The sequence below is a fragment of the Fibrobacter sp. UWH4 genome, assembly GCF_900142475.1.
GTDB lineage: Bacteria > Fibrobacterota > Fibrobacteria > Fibrobacterales > Fibrobacteraceae > Fibrobacter.
On record NZ_FRAY01000003.1, the window covers coordinates 1 to 14,100 of the forward strand.

The following is a 14,100-nucleotide window of genomic DNA, read 5'->3' on the forward strand; positions in this document are numbered from 1 at the left end:
CACCACCAAAATCAAGAGCGCTATCCCGAAGGTGTTCAGCACGTTACTGAAGAACTTCCAGCCGCCCTTCTCGTCGCCCGCCACCTTGTATCCGGGTTTTATCCCCGCTCATAAAGAGCCCCTATAAGATCTACTTTCAGAATATACCTTTATTTATGCGGGTTCGCAAGCGGTTAGACGCTGGAAAAATCGTAAAACTGGGTGATTACCTAGATGCAAAGGCGCTTTCCATAAAGGACTGCTCGTTACGGGAAATCCCGTTCTTTGTTGCGGTTTTACGCCAGTTTGTGCAGACGATTTTTTTCATTTCGGTAATGGTTGTTTTGGGGCGTGCGCTTCTCCGGGTGATATTTTTTCAGGAGTTCGATGTCGTGGAGTTTTTGGCCAAGTTCGTCGTCTGCGGCGACCTTGAGAAGGTCGGTGTCCATGCCGCTTATGGCGTGGAGTACTGCTGCGTAAATGCCGATTGCCACTGCCGCGGAACCTTTTTCCACCGCCCATACCGATGCTCGGCTGACGCCCGCCCTTTCGGCAGCAAGCGCGACAGAAATTTTACGACGCATGCGTGCCAGACGGATTTGTTCTCCCATCTGTTCAAGGATTTTACCGGTTTTCGGCAGTAGAGTTACGCTTTTCTTACCCATGATGTCAATAAATATATATTGTTTTGATTAAATTGTCAATAAATATTGACGGATTAGCCTAATTTGAAGAATGGAGGGAATGAAATTTGAACTTTGAACGAGGTTCTACCTCCGCTCATAAAGAGTTCCTATAAGATTCAAGGGGACTCTTTCCGACATAAAGAGTGATGTTTCGTTTATCAGGGGAAAGATGGAAGCGCAAAAATAAGTCTAATTGCCATCGGATTCGGTGCAAAGATTTATCGCTCCACCTTTGGTCATTCCAAGTCCGCCTCTACTCGGATGTTCCCACGCCTTTTCAAAACACCCTATAACGCTCGCGGCGCTGCTAGCTTGCGAACACAATCTAACTGCCTGTCCCCTAGTTAGACCTAAGCCATGTCTATTCGGATGTTCCCATGCGACAGCATAGCATTTAAGAACTTCAAAAGCATCATCGGCTCGTTTGCACAAGTCAACAGCCTGCCCCTTTGTCAGACCAAGTCCACCGTCGGCAGGATGTGCCCACGCGACCCTAAAGCACAAAATAACCTCGTTGGCATATCTTGCGCGATTGCAGATTTCCGTAGCCTGTCCTCTTGTTAAGCCAAGCCCACCATCAGCAGGATGCGCCCATGCTTTTTGAAAGCATTGGGTTGCTTGATTGGCGAAAATAGCCTGAACGCCAACAACAACCAAAAACGCTATTAGAGATATTCGCTTCATTTATTTCAACTCTCTTTTGAAAATTCTTCTTTCTTTGACTTATTTTTCGCGCCCTTGGGCCTTCCGCCCTTCTTGCCGTTCTCGGCGCTGGTGGGCTTGGGACGGCTCCCAATCATCTGCGAATGGATTGAACGCACTTCCGCGTTCGTAAGAATTTTTCCGCAATGCGGACACTTTGCTGGCATAGGAATCTCCCGTTTTACCTAATCAAGATAGGTTTTACCTCGGCTCATAAAGAGCCCCTATAAGACCTGCTTTCTGAATATACCTTATTTTATGCGGGATCGCAAGCGGTTGGGCGCTGAAAAACGCTGTTTCTTGTTGTGAAAAAATCAATGGTATTGGATTGTTGGGTGGTTGACGAATGGCTTAGGGGAGTATAAATTTAGAGTGTGGTGTATGGGTAAAGCGAGGAAAAATGAAATTCGGGATTGGCAAGGCTTCTGTCGTAACGACTGCGGCGATACTTACTTTAGCTTGTTCGGCCTTTGCGGCCGATTGGTACGCGAAGGAGACGCGCTGGGCGGGGCATGACCCGGACATCATCCGTTACGAGGACGGCTATGCGCTCGCGACGACGGACAACCACATGCTCATGCAGTTTTCCGAGGATGCGCTGAACTGGAAGAACGGCGAGCCCGCCATGCCGGAATTTTCGAAGTGGCTTTACAAGTACGCGCCGAACATGATTGACATCTGGGCGCCGGACATTCATTACATCGGCGGGGAATACCGCATGTACTATTGCGGCTCCGAGATGGGCATCCGCTCGTCGGGCATGGGCTTTATGGCGAGCAAGGAAATCGACCCGACAAAACCCGGCTACGGCTGGACGGACATGGGCGAGGTGATTCACACGGTCAAGAGCGACGCCTACAACGCGATTGACGCGGCGGTGCTCAAGGACAACGATGGCAAGGTCTGGATGGCGTTCGGTTCGTGGGGCACGGGCATCCACATTCTGGAACTGAACGAAGAAACAGGCAAGGTGAAAGACGGCGCGAAGATGATCAACATCGCAAACCGCGGCGGTTCGGGCATCGAGGGCGCAAGCCTCATCGAGCACGACGGCTACTACTACCTGTTCACGGCGTGGGACAACTGCTGCAAGAAGGGTGCCGATCTCGAGAACAATTCTTACAAGACGACGGTGGGGCGCTCCAACCGCATTGACGGCGGGTACGTGGACCGCAGCGGCAAGGCTCTATTGAATGGCGGCGGCACGATTCTTTTGAGCCGTTACGGGCGCTACTACGGGCCTGCGGGCGGCGAGGCGTTCCAGGACGTGAACCGCCAGCGTTTCGTGAACCATTACTACGACAAGAACGACGGCGGTAACTCTTACATACAAGTTCGCGACATCGTCTATACCGACGACGGCTGGCCGGAACTGGGGCAGCCCTTCCTCGGGCGTTACCTGAGCGCCGAGGCGGAACATGGCGCCTTGACGCACGTGGATATCTCGAGCAGCTCCGATGCATCGAACGGCGAGTTCTGTGCCTACATCAACTACGAAGACAGCAAGATTCGCCTGCCGATGATTATCCCGCAGGCGGGCGATTACCTGATTCGCTACCGCTACGATAACAACTGGACCGAAGACGGCGCGAACGGAAGTTCGCACTTCGTGAGCATCAACGGCAAGAACCAGGAAGTGGCGTTGCCGCTGACGGGCGCGTGGAGCGCATTCCCCGAGAAGTCGGTGGTGTACATCCCAGCAAAACTCAAGCGCGGTTCGAACTTCATCGAGATTACGAAGGGCAAGCACTATGCGGAACTCGACCGCCTCGACTTCTTGCGCATTATCCGCGACACGATTCCCGCGAACGGCTTTGACAACGGCATCCGCGTGCGTTTGACGGCTGATGATGAGTTCGCCATCAAGGATGGCGGCTACGCGATTTTCGAGAACGTGATTACGGATTCCGTCGTGGGCCCGGGCGTGCTTGTGCAGGTGAAGAACGGAGTCGGCGGTACGCTTTCGCTGCGTAAGGAAAGCAAGAAGGGCGACGTGATTTCGAAATGCGATTTGCCCTCGGCAGGCGATGCCACCAAGTGGGTTGACGTGCGGTGCACCAACCTGCCGGAACTCAAGGGCGTGCAGGACTTCTACCTGACGGCGGAAGGCCTCGGCGGCGAAACGCTCGTAGGCAATATCAAGTTTGACGAGGGCGCGAAGGATTCGACGGATGCAATCCGTCGCATCGATGGTCGCGATAATCGAGCCCTCCGTGCGGGCGACATGCGCGGCCAGAATAAAAAATACCGAGACCTGAAAGGCCGGCGGTATGATAAGCAAATCCCGTACAGGGTGATGTTCTGATTTCCTATATTTGTTCTATGCTTACGATTAATGGACAGAGTGTCGATGCGGCGGGCAAGACCGTTGCCGAATACCTTGCGGAAGCGGGGTACAATACCGTGCGCATCGCTGTGGAACGGAACGAGGAAATTGTTCCGAAGGCAAAGTATGCCGAGACGGTGTTGGCTGACGGCGATGTCGTCGAGGTTGTGAACTTTGTAGGCGGCGGGTGATGCAATCCGAAATTTCGCAGATGTGCGATTCCCGCGTGCCGACTCGCGAAGAGATGCTCGCTGCGCTAGAAAAGCGGCAAGGTGCAGATGCCGTACGCAAGTTGCAGGCTGCCACGGTTGCCGTTTGCGGCTTGGGCGGGCTTGGTTCAAATATCGCGATTTCTTTGGCGCGGGCCGGAGTCGGCAAATTGATTCTGGTTGATTTCGATTGCGTCGATGTGACGAACTTGCATCGTCAGCAGTACAAGGCGAACCAGGTGGGTATGCCGAAGCCCGATGCCTTGCTTGCGAACTTGAAAGAGATTGCCCCGTACACGGAATACGAAACTCACTTTGAAAAGGTGACTGCCGAAAATGCGGTCCCGCTCCTGGCCAAGGCCGATGTGGTTTGCGAGGCGTTCGACAATGCCGAGGCGAAGGCGATGCTTGTGAATACGGTGCTCGAAAATATGCCCGAAAAGTACCTAGTCGCAGCTTCTGGAATGGCCGGCTACGATAGCGGAAATTCAATTACGACCCGCAAGGTGACCAAACGCTTTTATGTCTGTGGTGACGGCAAAAGCGATGTGAATGACGGAATCGGTTTGATCGCCCCGCGCGTGATGCTCTGTGCTGCCCATCAGGCCCTGACCGTTGTGCGTATCATTGTTGATTTTGCGTAAGAAAAAGCGCAAGTCCCATTGACAATCCATCCATAGAAAGATGCAAAGAGCATGAGATATCCCCTTTAAAAGGGGGTATTTTTTTTATTGGTGATTTTTGGAGATGTTTATGAAAAAGATAAACAGTTTTGCTGCTATTTTGACTCTAGCCGCTTTTTCAGATGCGGCTGTGAACTTGAACGTTAGTTTAGGCGACAGCATTAAGCCGGTAACCCATGTGGCCACGGGCTCGCTTTACGGCCTTACTGAGACGCTTCCGAGCAATATCGAGAAGGACGTTGCGCCCCTGAAGCCGAACGTTTTTCTTTCGCCGGCTCGTAGCGGTAGCGGCCGCCAGCAGGGCATTGGTGGTGCGTTCCTCGTTGCTCCGCGTGTCGAAGGCATCGGTGCCAAAATCCAAATTCGCCTTGCCGACGTCTTGCCTGGTTGGCCCTACAAGTTCCAGAACATGGACCACTGGAAAAACGAGGTGACTTCGGTCATTAACGACAAGCTCAAATCAAATAACAAGAATTTCGACGGTTACGAAATCTGGAATGAGCCGAACGACACCTGGAAGGTTTCGGGAATAGATTTCAATTCCGGTCTTTGGAAACAGACTTATGATTTGATTCGCAAGCTTGACCCGGGTGCAAAAATTATCGGACCTTCGTATTCTTTTTACCATGCGTCCAAGATGGAAGAATTCGTGAAATACTGCTCGCAGAACAACTGCATGCCCGACGTGGTCAGTTGGCACCAGTGGGGTAGCGGCGGCTTTGTGGGCTCTGTCGAAACCTACCGCAATCTTGAAAAGAAATACAACGTCAAGCCGCGTCCGTTGAGTATCAATGAATATTCTTCGACGGAACATAGCGAAGAAGGCTGCCCGGGTCTGTCTGTTCCGTTTATCGCCAAATTCGAACGCCACGGTGTCGAAAGCGCTATGATTTCTTGGTGGTTTGTACCGCTTCCGGGACGATTGGGTAGCTTGCTCACCAAGAACAACGAACGCGGTGGCGGTTGGTGGCTGTATAAGTGGTACGGTGATATGAGCGGCTACATGGCTAAGGTTACGCCGCCCAATGACAAGAGCGACGGCGTAGACGGCTTTGCCGCCCTTGACAAGAAGAAAGGCTTTGCAAGCATTGTGCTTGGAGGCAATACTTTGGGCGATGTAAACGTGAATATCTCGGGGATTCCCGCTGCATTTGGAAACAAGGTGAATGTGACGGTGGAATATGTGGTATGGGAAGACAAGGACAAGGCTGTTCCATCGACGACTCCGGTGTCAGACAAGGAATATGGTGTAAGTGACGGCAAGATTACGGTGCCGGTGAATATCACGAATACCAAGTACGGTTATCGTGTGTATGTGACGCCGATTATTCCTCAGGCGCCTTATAAGGATGTTGCCGCTGCAATCCCGGGAAAAATTGAAGTCGAAAATTACGATGTCGGTGGCTCAGGCAAGTCATTCCTCGACAAGGATGACGATAACAAGGGCGGCGAGTACCGCGACGATGCTGTTGATATCGTAAAGGCGGGCAATGGCTACGCCATCGGCTACACGCAGGAAGGCGAATGGCTCGAATACACGGTGAAGGTAGCCGAAGCGGGTGAGTATGGCTTGTCCGTGAGCTACGCAACTTCTTCCGAAAATACTGGCGTTAAGTTGTATGTGGATGACAAGGTCATCAAGGACGATGTCGTTTTCCCGCAAGGCGCTGACTGGGAAACTTATTCTACATACGATGCGGGCAAGGTGAATCTTGATGCGGGTGACCATGTGCTCAAACTTGAAATTGTGGGCAACTATGTGAACATCGACTGGCTGGAACTTTGTAAAACTGATTAGTGCGGAGTATCCGATTCAACAGGGGATTCAACAACTGTGATTGGAAATCGTCCGACTCTATTGGGTTCACCTAGCGTATCGAACTACAATGTATTCGACATGCAGGGACGTTTGATTGCAAGGTTCTCTGATACTGAGCTAGTAAACATTCAGGTGAAAATGACCGCCCTGGTCAAGCGTCCTGGTTCTTACCTGGTCAAGCCTCAAGAGGGTGGACGGATCTTCCGCATTGTGATCAAGTAGCCTTTATTCCATAAAATTTCTAAATTACCTGCCATGAAAACGATTGAAGTCGTGGCGGGTATTATTTGTGATGGCGATCCGCGGTTGGCGGGGACTAGGATGCTCGCTACCCAGCGCGGTTATGGCGACTACAAGGATTACTGGGAATTTCCCGGTGGAAAGATGGAGTCCGGCGAAATTTCAGAACAGGCGTTGGTTCGCGAACTTAAAGAAGAACTAGCCGTCGATGTCCTTGTCGGTGATTTTGTCTGCACCGTGGAATATGATTATCCTGCTTTTCACCTGACCATGCATTGCTATCTATGTACGATTGCGGGCGGAAAGGCTCCGGAACTTCTGGAACACGAAGCTTCTAGATGGCTTTCTCAGGCAGAGTTGCGTACTGTGGATTGGCTCCCTGCTGATTTGCAGGTGGTGGAGGCATTAGAAAGCCGTTGAGAAATTCTAAATTTTATTTTGGAATAGGTGGATAAAGGTAAAGTATTATGGACGAAAAGAAAGATGCTCTTGTTATTGGCGGTCACGAATTCAGTTCCCGTTTCATTTTAGGTTCCGGCAAGTATTCCCTTAAGTTGATTGAAGCAGCGGTGCGCGATGCCGGGGCACAGATTGTGACCCTCGCGGTGCGCCGTGCGAATACCAAGGACCACGAGAATATTTTGGACTATATTCCGAAGGGCGTGACCTTGCTCCCCAATACCTCCGGCGCACGCAACGCCGCCGAGGCGGTGCGCATCGCGCGCCTTTCCCGCGAACTCGGCTGCGGTGATTTCGTTAAAATCGAAATCATGCGCGACACCAAGTACCTTTTGCCCGACAACTACGAAACCATCAAGGCGACTGAAACCTTGGCGAAAGAGGGTTTCGTAGTGATGCCTTATATGTACCCGGATTTGAATGTGGCGCGCGACCTCGTGAACGCAGGTGCCGCAGCCGTGATGCCGCTCGCCGCTCCGATTGGAAGCAACAAGGGGCTTTCGACTCGCGAATTCATCCAAATTCTCATCGATGAAATCGACCTTCCGATTATCGTGGATGCGGGCATCGGCAAACCGTCTGAAGCTTGCGCTGCCATGGAAATGGGCGCCGCTGCGATTATGGCGAATACAGCACTTGCAACCGCCGGTGACTTGCCTATGATGGCGCAGAGTTTCAAGCTTGCCATCGAAGCGGGCCGCAAGGCTTACCTCGCTGGCCTTGGCCGCGTACTGACCCGCGGCGCTTCTGCCTCCGACCCGCTCACGGGATTCTTGAGAGACTAAATATATCTAAGCTCTAAGTTCTACCAACTAAGCTCTTTTATTGCACATCAATCTGCACCTTGTACATCGCCTTTTTCGGCGTGAGTGCGCTGCGCGGGGCTGTTGTCACGGTCACGTTCTTCTTGGTGACTCCGGGCTGTTGCTGTAGGGTCTTGAGCAGTTCTTGGTTGCGGGCCTCGGCCATATCAAGGATTTCTTTTTCGAGAGTCTTGCGGTCGAGTTCCTTGGCGTGTGCGTCGGCGTAGGCGGCGTATGCGCTGTCCTTGTCGGCGATAGCCTGGATGGCCTTTTCATCGAGTTCGTTGAGCGTCGCCTTGTTCTGCGTTGCCTTGTAGAATTCTGTTTTCAACTTGCGCGTCTTGTAGGCGTCAACGGTTCGCTTCAGGTTGAAGCTCTGAACGAAGTTTAATTTGAGCTTGCTGTCCTTGGCGAGCGCTTCAGTCATCTTTTGTGCCTTGGCGTACTGTTCGCTGCTGAATGAACTGGCGAGAGGATCGATGCGTATTTCGTCATTCTTGCCGAGGTCAAGTCCGACAATTCCTGCACCGGTCGCGGCGACATTTCCGACAACCTTGAACGGAGAAAGCGCAACCTTAACGAGCAGGTTCATCACGGTCTTCCATACGATTTTTAGGTAAGAAAATTCGGGATCCTTCACGTTGCCTTTCACGGGGACGTCGAACTGAATCTTGTCGTTTTTGTCCTTGAGAATGTAGAGGCCGACTTTCATCGGAACGGTGTATTCCGGGTCGGTTTCTGAATCCTTGTCGCCCACGTCGATGTTGTAGATGTCAATCGTATTCTTGCTTTCGATGTTCCATCCGCTCATCTTGTTTTCGCTCGCAAACGCCATGGTACCCGAACTGATGGGGTAGCCTGTGTAGTGGTGACTATACGGCGAAAAGTGCTTGAGCGCGAGGTTCTTCACGCTGATGTAGGCGTCCATCGTGCTGATGTCGGAAAGTGCGCCCTTGTACTTGAGCGAAAGCGATCCGCCTTCGGGGAAGGAGGCTGTTACGTTGATGGCGCAGGGGGTGTTGAAATTGATGTTTGAACCGTTGACGGCGATGTTGCTCACCTTGTAGTTGAACGGCTGCTTGGGCGTGTGGTCCGTGGCCGTAACGGTGGTGTTGATGACGGCGAGCTTGTTTACAACCGCCTTGAGCGGCTTGGATTTTTCGTTTGATTTCGGCTCTTCGGCAGCGGTTGTATCGGAAGAGTTGTTCTTGGCGGGTTTCATGATCGGTTCTAGCAGGACGTCGATGTTGGTTTTGCCATCCTTGAACAGGTCGAGGTGTGCGGATGCTCCGTCTACGATAACCGAGTCGACGCGGAAATCCATCTGGTCCAGGTTCGCCTTGGCGATGCCCACGCCCACGTGCGAAACGCCGATGACCTTGCCGCTGGTTTCGGTGAGCTTGATGCCGTCTACGGCGACGGTTCCGCTTACGTTCGAGGCGAGAATCTGGTTGACATTGCCTGCGACGTTTAGGTTCACGCCGAGCGAGCCTTCAAAATCCTTGTAGTTGATAAAGTCTTTGAGGTAGGGCTTGGCAATGGCGAGCGCGAGCTTGTTGAGCGTCACGTTAACGCCGAAGTCCTGCGTCTTCATATTGAATTGCACCTTGACGCCCAGGTCGCCGCCGTTCGCGAACTTGAGGTTCACGCCGATGTCGGTGTTCTTGTTGCTGAAGTACACGGCGGGAATGGCGACGGAGAAATCTTCCAGGTGAATCTTGGAGCCGACCTTGAGGTCTTCGTAAATGATGTTGCCTTTTTCGAGAGTGATGTTTTCGAGGGCGACGCTGAAGCCGATCATTTCGTTCGGGTCAAGATTCAGGGCTTGAGTCGTGTCTGCGGCTTGCGCCTGCACAGTGGCTGCCTTGGCATTTGCTGCGGTGGAGTCGGCGGTGCTGTCGGCTGCGAATTTGTCTAAAATGTCGCTGAAGTTGAATTGGTCGCCTTTCTGCGTGACTCGCGTATATAGGCCTTTCAGGTAGATTTCGCTCACGCTAATCTCTTTTTTGACGAGACGCGTGGGGTTCACGTTGATGCGGAACTTTTCGAAAGCGACGAATGGTGTGGTGCCGTCGCTTTCGTAGATGGCGAAGTCATCGACGGTGACAGTGAAAGAAAACGGGCTGAAGTCCACGTTTTCGATTTTCATCTTGCGTCCGATGAGTTCCTCGGAGTGGTCGACTACATAGTTCTTGGCTATGTTGGGGCCGACTTTGAGAGCAACGACGAGGAGGATGCAGAGAACTGCGAGAACGATAAGGGCTATGTAACGCTTCTTCATACTTTAAAAATAGAATTGTTGCTTTGGAACGGCTTGTTAATTTTTTTTAGAGATGCATTTTCTATCTTTGTTTATGATGGAAAACGATTCCCTGAATGTGTTGATCTTGGCGGCGGGCCTCGGAACGCGGCTTCGCCCGCTGACAAATGACGTGCCGAAACCGCTCGTCCCTGTGGTGGATGCCTCAATTTTGGATTTGCAGGCCCGAAAGGCCCGTGCGATTGGTAACATTCGGTTACACGCAAACGCACACTATCTGGCGGACCAGTTGGTGGCGGCAGGGAAAAAGCTTGGCTTTGAGAAGGTTTGGGTGGAGTTGCCCGAAATTCTTGGAACGGCCGGTCCGCTCAAGCGTGTTTATAATGAAGGCTACCGCGGCGGCCTCTTGATTATGAATGGGGACGCCTATTGCGATTTTGACTTGAAGGCATTTGTTCGAAATGCGCTGGCGTTGGCGGCTCAGCCGAACGGTCCGCAGGTGGCCTTGCTCGCGGTGGATTTTCCGAAGGTGAATACCTTCCGCGTGGGGGCTGATGGCCGCTTGGCGGGCATTGCCGGGAGGTTCGGCGCTACAGAAGGTGCGCCCGCGACGTTCTCGGGCGTTTCGTGGTACAGCGACGAGGCTCTTTCGCGAATCCGCGACGGGGAATTCGATATCCGTGAATTCTGGAAGCAAGAAATTGCGGCGGGGCGTGCTCCGTTCGTGGACATGACGCAGCTGCATGCGACCTGGATTGATATGGGTTCGCCCGAAGGCTTGATGTCGGCGGTGGAGGCCCGCCTTAAGGAACTTGGCCGTGACCCGAACGAAGCTGTCGTTGAACCGGGCGTAGAACTGCCCGCAGGTGTGAAAATCCGTCATTCCGTCATTTATGCCGGCGCGGAAATCGCCGAAGGCGAAACAATCGAAAACGAAATCCGTGGCAAGGGTTTCAAGTGGAACGTCCCTCCAACCCCTGTTTACTAACCACTAATCACTAACCACTCACTCATGCGTAAATTCAGAGTTGTACTTGTTGAACCGGAACATCCGCACAATGTGGGCTTTGTGGCCCGCGCCATGCACTGCTACGCCCTCGATGAACTTTATATCGTTTACCCGAAGCGCGACAAGGTGATTGAAAATTCATACCACACGGCACCGAACAGTCACGAGGTCCTGGACAAGGCGACCATCGTGCACAAGTTCGAAGATGCCATCGGTGATTGCGCCTGCGCAGTTGCCTTCAGCCGCCGCATTTACGGGTCTGCCATCAAGCACACGATGATGCCTGGGCTTTCGGAATTGTTGCCCGAGAATGGCACGATTGCTCTTGTGTTTGGTCGAGAATCTTGTGGCCTCGAAACCGAAGAGGTGAATGCCTGCACGTACCAGTGCGAAATCCCGGTGCCGGGACTTATGAGTTTGAACTTGGCGCAGGCGGTGACGGTGGGCCTGTACGAACTTTGCCGCAGCGGAGCGCTCGCCAATGGCGAAGGTCGCGCGAAGCGTGGAAGCAAGGGTGCCTGCGAAACGGCTCCGGCGACGATTGACCAAATTGACAGCTTCAAGAAGTTCCTGGACCGCTACTTGACTGGCCAGTATCACGACCAGTCGTGGCGTGACAACTTCCTCAATACGCTTTTGCAGCGCCTGCACCCGACCCGCAACGAACTTTCGGCGATGTTCGGACTTATTCGTAATCTTGCGAAAAAGCCCGCCCGCCTGGAACAGGCTGCCGACAAGGCCGCGGCACAGAAAGCCGCTAAGGCTGCCGAAACGGCAACAGACAAATAAAAGTCGTAAACACTGTTTCTGTGTCATTGCGCAAGCGCATGACGGCGTCGGTTCTGCAAAGTATATGCAAGCATTTGCTTTGATAACCTAGCAACGTCATTGCGAGGAGCGTAGCGACGAAGCAATCTATAGATAAATATGGAAATAGAGTACAACATCGCCGGGCGAATTTTGGCCAAGGAAGGCACGCGCGTCATAACGCTTGCCGAAATCCTTGCGTCGCCCTTGGTGGTGAATGGGGCTGCGGGTGCCGCGACTTGTGCCGCCGACCTCACTGAAGACATGCTTGCCGCATACTGCAAGTCTGTTTCCGCGCAGAATGCCTGCAAAGTCTATCTGTGGAAAGATCGCGAGGAATACGGCAATGCGAACGTGTTCAATGGCGGCTCCGATTACGAAGTCGTGAACGAAATCTGCTTCCTGTGCATCTACGATTGTGGAAACGAAGTGGCCCGTGAAACCACGGACCACTGGAACGAAAAAATTGACGCCGTTATTTGAGGCGTTTAGCCTGCCCAATGCTTCAATTGCGAAAGGTGCGAGTCGAAGAACTTGCGCCTTTCCGCATCTGGCGTATTTTCCGGATTAGGCATGTGCGAAAGCAAAAAGTCCAGCAGCGTATTCTTGTCGGTGTAGGCGAACTTGCCGTCGGCATAGCACCACTTGCAGTAATCCTCGTTGAAGTTGCCATCGACTTCGCGGCTGATCATCGCGTCGTCGCCGAGGGGCATGCCGCAACACTGGCAAAAGAGCTGACGTGGAGCGCCGAGCAACGTATTGATGGAAACATTGAATTCCTTTGACAATACCTTGAGCATTTCGGTGTTCGGCTGTGTTTCGCCGGTCTCCCAGCGGCTTACGGCCTGCCTGGTCACGTGAATGCGTTCGGCCATCTGGTCTTGGGTGAGATTGTGCTTTTCGCGGATGTTCTTCAAAATATCTTGGGTCGTCATAGAATCTCCTTTGTTCGATTACGGAGTCAAATATACTTACGGCCTGACACAAATGCAAGAAACAGGCTGTTGCGTTGTGTAAAAACTACTTTAGACAATCCTGTTTGTTTCGCCTAGTGGCTTATGCTTGAAATAGACTGTTTTGAAAACTATTTATATTTGGCTTATGGCATCACAGACGATTAAGATTCAGTACCTCGACGATTCTATCACGCGCCTCACGTATGTGGGCGGCAAGTCCGACTGGATTGACCTCGCGGCGGCGGAGACCGTGACGCTCAAGGCGGGGGATTTCCGCCTGATTCATTTGGGCGTTGCAATGAAGTTGCCCGAGGGTTACGAGGCGCATATCGCCCCGCGTAGTTCCACATTCAAGAATTTCGGCATCTTGCAGGCGAATTCCGTGGGCGTGGTGGATTCCAGTTATTGCGGTGCAAACGACTGGTGGAAAATGCCCGTGTACGCCACCCGCGACGTGACCATCGAGAAGGGAAGCCGCATCGCGCAGTTCCGCATCATGGAGCAGCAGCCGACGCTTACCTTCGAGGAAGGCCCGCTGAACGGCGCAGACCGCGGCGGTTTCGGCAGCACGGGAATCTAAAATTTCTACATTTGTCTGCGTATGCAGATTCTTGAAAGTTTGGATTATTGGTTTTGGATTCCGGTATTTTTTTGGATCGGACTGTACTTTTGGTTTTATCGCGTCACCTATCCGCGCTACATGAAAAAATTGGTCAGAAAAGGAATCAAATGGGCGTATGTCCCTGCGTGGCGTGGTTATTGGCTTCCGTTGGATTTTCTTTTTACACTTCTGATGGCGTTGGTATCGGCGCTTCCGGCTGTCTGGGTGTTTTTCAAGTGGCTTGATTACCCTTGGTACTACGGTTTTGCTGTATCGCCGCTGTTCTTTATCGTCGGAGCGGTTCTTTGCCGTACCGCCAAGAGCAAGACAGCAGAACTTTATCAGTCCGCTTATTTTTTGGAGTATCGTAAGGTTCGTTACGAATCCGAAATCAGGGGCAATTTCCGCAGCGAGAGCGATGTCCATAACCATACCATCTGGAGCTTTACCAAGAAGCTGAAAAATGCAGAAGCTCACGGTCGCTTGTGGAAATACGTGAATGCGATGGCGAAGACGAAAAAGATTCCGCCCGATGTTTACGCAGAGACGATGTACTAGGAG

At 52.4% G+C, this 14,100-nt stretch carries 16 protein-coding genes; 12 read left to right on the top strand and 4 right to left on the bottom strand.

Annotated elements, in window-relative coordinates; all coding sequences use genetic code 11:
* Positions 1-275: 275 nt before the first annotated feature.
* Positions 276-644 carry a helix-turn-helix domain-containing protein gene (locus BUA93_RS05380; protein ID WP_072978157.1) on the bottom strand — a complete coding sequence of 123 codons (369 nt, stop codon included), beginning with the start codon at positions 642-644 and terminating at the stop codon, positions 276-278.
* Between the two features lie 710 nt (positions 645-1,354).
* Positions 1,355-1,534: a hypothetical protein gene (locus BUA93_RS05390; RefSeq protein WP_072978160.1), complete on the bottom strand. Its 180-nt coding sequence runs from the start codon at positions 1,532-1,534 to the stop codon at positions 1,355-1,357.
* 233 nt (positions 1,535-1,767) lie between these two features.
* Between BUA93_RS05390 and BUA93_RS05395 the strand changes: the two genes are divergently transcribed.
* The 7 genes from BUA93_RS05395 (at position 1,768) to BUA93_RS05420 (ending at position 7,888) form a co-directional block, all read left to right on the top strand.
* Positions 1,768-3,672: a family 43 glycosylhydrolase gene (locus BUA93_RS05395; protein ID WP_254793867.1), complete on the top strand. Its 1,905-nt coding sequence runs from the start codon at positions 1,768-1,770 to the stop codon at positions 3,670-3,672.
* 17 nt (positions 3,673-3,689) lie between these two features.
* The gene (gene thiS / locus BUA93_RS05400; RefSeq protein ID WP_072978161.1) at positions 3,690-3,884 is read left to right on the top strand and encodes a sulfur carrier protein ThiS; all 195 of its coding nucleotides are present in this window, start codon (positions 3,690-3,692) and stop codon (positions 3,882-3,884) included.
* A complete protein-coding gene (gene thiF / locus BUA93_RS05405) occupies positions 3,884-4,546 on the top strand; it encodes a thiamine biosynthesis protein ThiF (RefSeq protein WP_254793868.1) in 663 nt (220 codons plus the stop codon). The genes thiS and thiF overlap by 1 nt, the downstream gene beginning before the upstream one ends.
* Positions 4,547-4,655: 109 nt before the next feature.
* Positions 4,656-6,383, top strand: coding sequence for a cellulase family glycosylhydrolase (locus BUA93_RS05410; protein WP_254793869.1), 1,728 nt, complete (start codon positions 4,656-4,658; stop codon positions 6,381-6,383).
* A gap of 60 nt (positions 6,384-6,443) precedes the next feature.
* On the top strand, positions 6,444-6,626 hold the full coding sequence (locus BUA93_RS16530; RefSeq protein WP_254793870.1) for a T9SS type A sorting domain-containing protein: 183 nt from the start codon (positions 6,444-6,446) through the stop codon (positions 6,624-6,626).
* Positions 6,627-6,659: 33 nt separating this feature from the next.
* Positions 6,660-7,064, top strand: a complete 405-nt coding sequence (locus BUA93_RS05415) for a (deoxy)nucleoside triphosphate pyrophosphohydrolase (RefSeq protein WP_072978162.1) — start codon at positions 6,660-6,662, stop codon at positions 7,062-7,064.
* Positions 7,065-7,111: 47 nt separating this feature from the next.
* Positions 7,112-7,888: a thiazole synthase gene (locus BUA93_RS05420; RefSeq protein ID WP_072978163.1), complete on the top strand. Its 777-nt coding sequence runs from the start codon at positions 7,112-7,114 to the stop codon at positions 7,886-7,888.
* 37 nt (positions 7,889-7,925) lie between these two features.
* On the opposite strand, the gene BUA93_RS05425 is transcribed toward BUA93_RS05420, so the two are convergent.
* Positions 7,926-10,187 carry a DUF748 domain-containing protein gene (locus tag BUA93_RS05425; protein WP_072978164.1) on the bottom strand — a complete coding sequence of 754 codons (2,262 nt, stop codon included), beginning with the start codon at positions 10,185-10,187 and terminating at the stop codon, positions 7,926-7,928.
* Positions 10,188-10,260: 73 nt separating this feature from the next.
* On the opposite strand from BUA93_RS05425, the gene BUA93_RS05430 reads away from it, so the two are divergent.
* The 3 genes from BUA93_RS05430 (at position 10,261) to BUA93_RS05440 (ending at position 12,465) form a co-directional block, all read left to right on the top strand.
* On the top strand, positions 10,261-11,154 hold the full coding sequence (locus BUA93_RS05430; RefSeq protein ID WP_254793871.1) for a sugar phosphate nucleotidyltransferase: 894 nt from the start codon (positions 10,261-10,263) through the stop codon (positions 11,152-11,154).
* Between the two features lie 24 nt (positions 11,155-11,178).
* The gene (locus BUA93_RS05435) at positions 11,179-11,964 is read left to right on the top strand and encodes an RNA methyltransferase (protein ID WP_072978165.1); all 786 of its coding nucleotides are present in this window, start codon (positions 11,179-11,181) and stop codon (positions 11,962-11,964) included.
* Between the two features lie 138 nt (positions 11,965-12,102).
* The gene (locus tag BUA93_RS05440; RefSeq protein WP_072978166.1) at positions 12,103-12,465 is read left to right on the top strand and encodes a hypothetical protein; all 363 of its coding nucleotides are present in this window, start codon (positions 12,103-12,105) and stop codon (positions 12,463-12,465) included.
* 5 nt (positions 12,466-12,470) lie between these two features.
* Here the strand turns inward: BUA93_RS05440 and BUA93_RS05445 are convergent, their stop codons facing one another.
* Complete coding sequence (locus BUA93_RS05445) at positions 12,471-12,917, bottom strand: zinc ribbon domain-containing protein (protein ID WP_072978167.1); 447 nt, start codon at positions 12,915-12,917, stop codon at positions 12,471-12,473.
* 166 nt (positions 12,918-13,083) lie between these two features.
* On the opposite strand from BUA93_RS05445, the gene BUA93_RS05450 reads away from it, so the two are divergent.
* Positions 13,084-13,518, top strand: a complete 435-nt coding sequence (locus BUA93_RS05450) for a dUTP diphosphatase (RefSeq protein ID WP_072978168.1) — start codon at positions 13,084-13,086, stop codon at positions 13,516-13,518.
* A gap of 120 nt (positions 13,519-13,638) precedes the next feature.
* A complete protein-coding gene (locus BUA93_RS05455) occupies positions 13,639-14,097 on the top strand; it encodes a hypothetical protein (protein WP_139257805.1) in 459 nt (152 codons plus the stop codon).
* Positions 14,098-14,100: the final 3 nt, after the last annotated feature.

Excerpts from the sequence above, each read along its gene's own strand:
- BUA93_RS05380 (WP_072978157.1), bottom strand. The coding sequence starts at position 644 with ATGGGTAAGAAAAGCGTAACTCTACTGCCGAAAACCGGTAAAATCCTT.
- BUA93_RS05390 (WP_072978160.1), bottom strand. The coding sequence starts at position 1,534 with ATGCCAGCAAAGTGTCCGCATTGCGGAAAAATTCTTACGAACGCGGAA.
- BUA93_RS05395 (WP_254793867.1), top strand. The coding sequence starts at position 1,768 with ATGAAATTCGGGATTGGCAAGGCTTCTGTCGTAACGACTGCGGCGATA.
- thiS (WP_072978161.1), top strand. The coding sequence starts at position 3,690 with ATGCTTACGATTAATGGACAGAGTGTCGATGCGGCGGGCAAGACCGTT.
- thiF (WP_254793868.1), top strand. The coding sequence starts at position 3,884 with ATGCAATCCGAAATTTCGCAGATGTGCGATTCCCGCGTGCCGACTCGC.
- BUA93_RS05410 (WP_254793869.1), top strand. The coding sequence starts at position 4,656 with ATGAAAAAGATAAACAGTTTTGCTGCTATTTTGACTCTAGCCGCTTTT.
- BUA93_RS05415 (WP_072978162.1), top strand. The coding sequence starts at position 6,660 with ATGAAAACGATTGAAGTCGTGGCGGGTATTATTTGTGATGGCGATCCG.
- BUA93_RS05420 (WP_072978163.1), top strand. The coding sequence starts at position 7,112 with ATGGACGAAAAGAAAGATGCTCTTGTTATTGGCGGTCACGAATTCAGT.
- BUA93_RS05425 (WP_072978164.1), bottom strand. The coding sequence starts at position 10,187 with ATGAAGAAGCGTTACATAGCCCTTATCGTTCTCGCAGTTCTCTGCATC.
- BUA93_RS05430 (WP_254793871.1), top strand. The coding sequence starts at position 10,261 with ATGATGGAAAACGATTCCCTGAATGTGTTGATCTTGGCGGCGGGCCTC.
- BUA93_RS05435 (WP_072978165.1), top strand. The coding sequence starts at position 11,179 with ATGCGTAAATTCAGAGTTGTACTTGTTGAACCGGAACATCCGCACAAT.
- BUA93_RS05440 (WP_072978166.1), top strand. The coding sequence starts at position 12,103 with ATGGAAATAGAGTACAACATCGCCGGGCGAATTTTGGCCAAGGAAGGC.
- BUA93_RS05445 (WP_072978167.1), bottom strand. The coding sequence starts at position 12,917 with ATGACGACCCAAGATATTTTGAAGAACATCCGCGAAAAGCACAATCTC.
- BUA93_RS05450 (WP_072978168.1), top strand. The coding sequence starts at position 13,084 with ATGGCATCACAGACGATTAAGATTCAGTACCTCGACGATTCTATCACG.
- BUA93_RS05455 (WP_139257805.1), top strand. The coding sequence starts at position 13,639 with ATGAAAAAATTGGTCAGAAAAGGAATCAAATGGGCGTATGTCCCTGCG.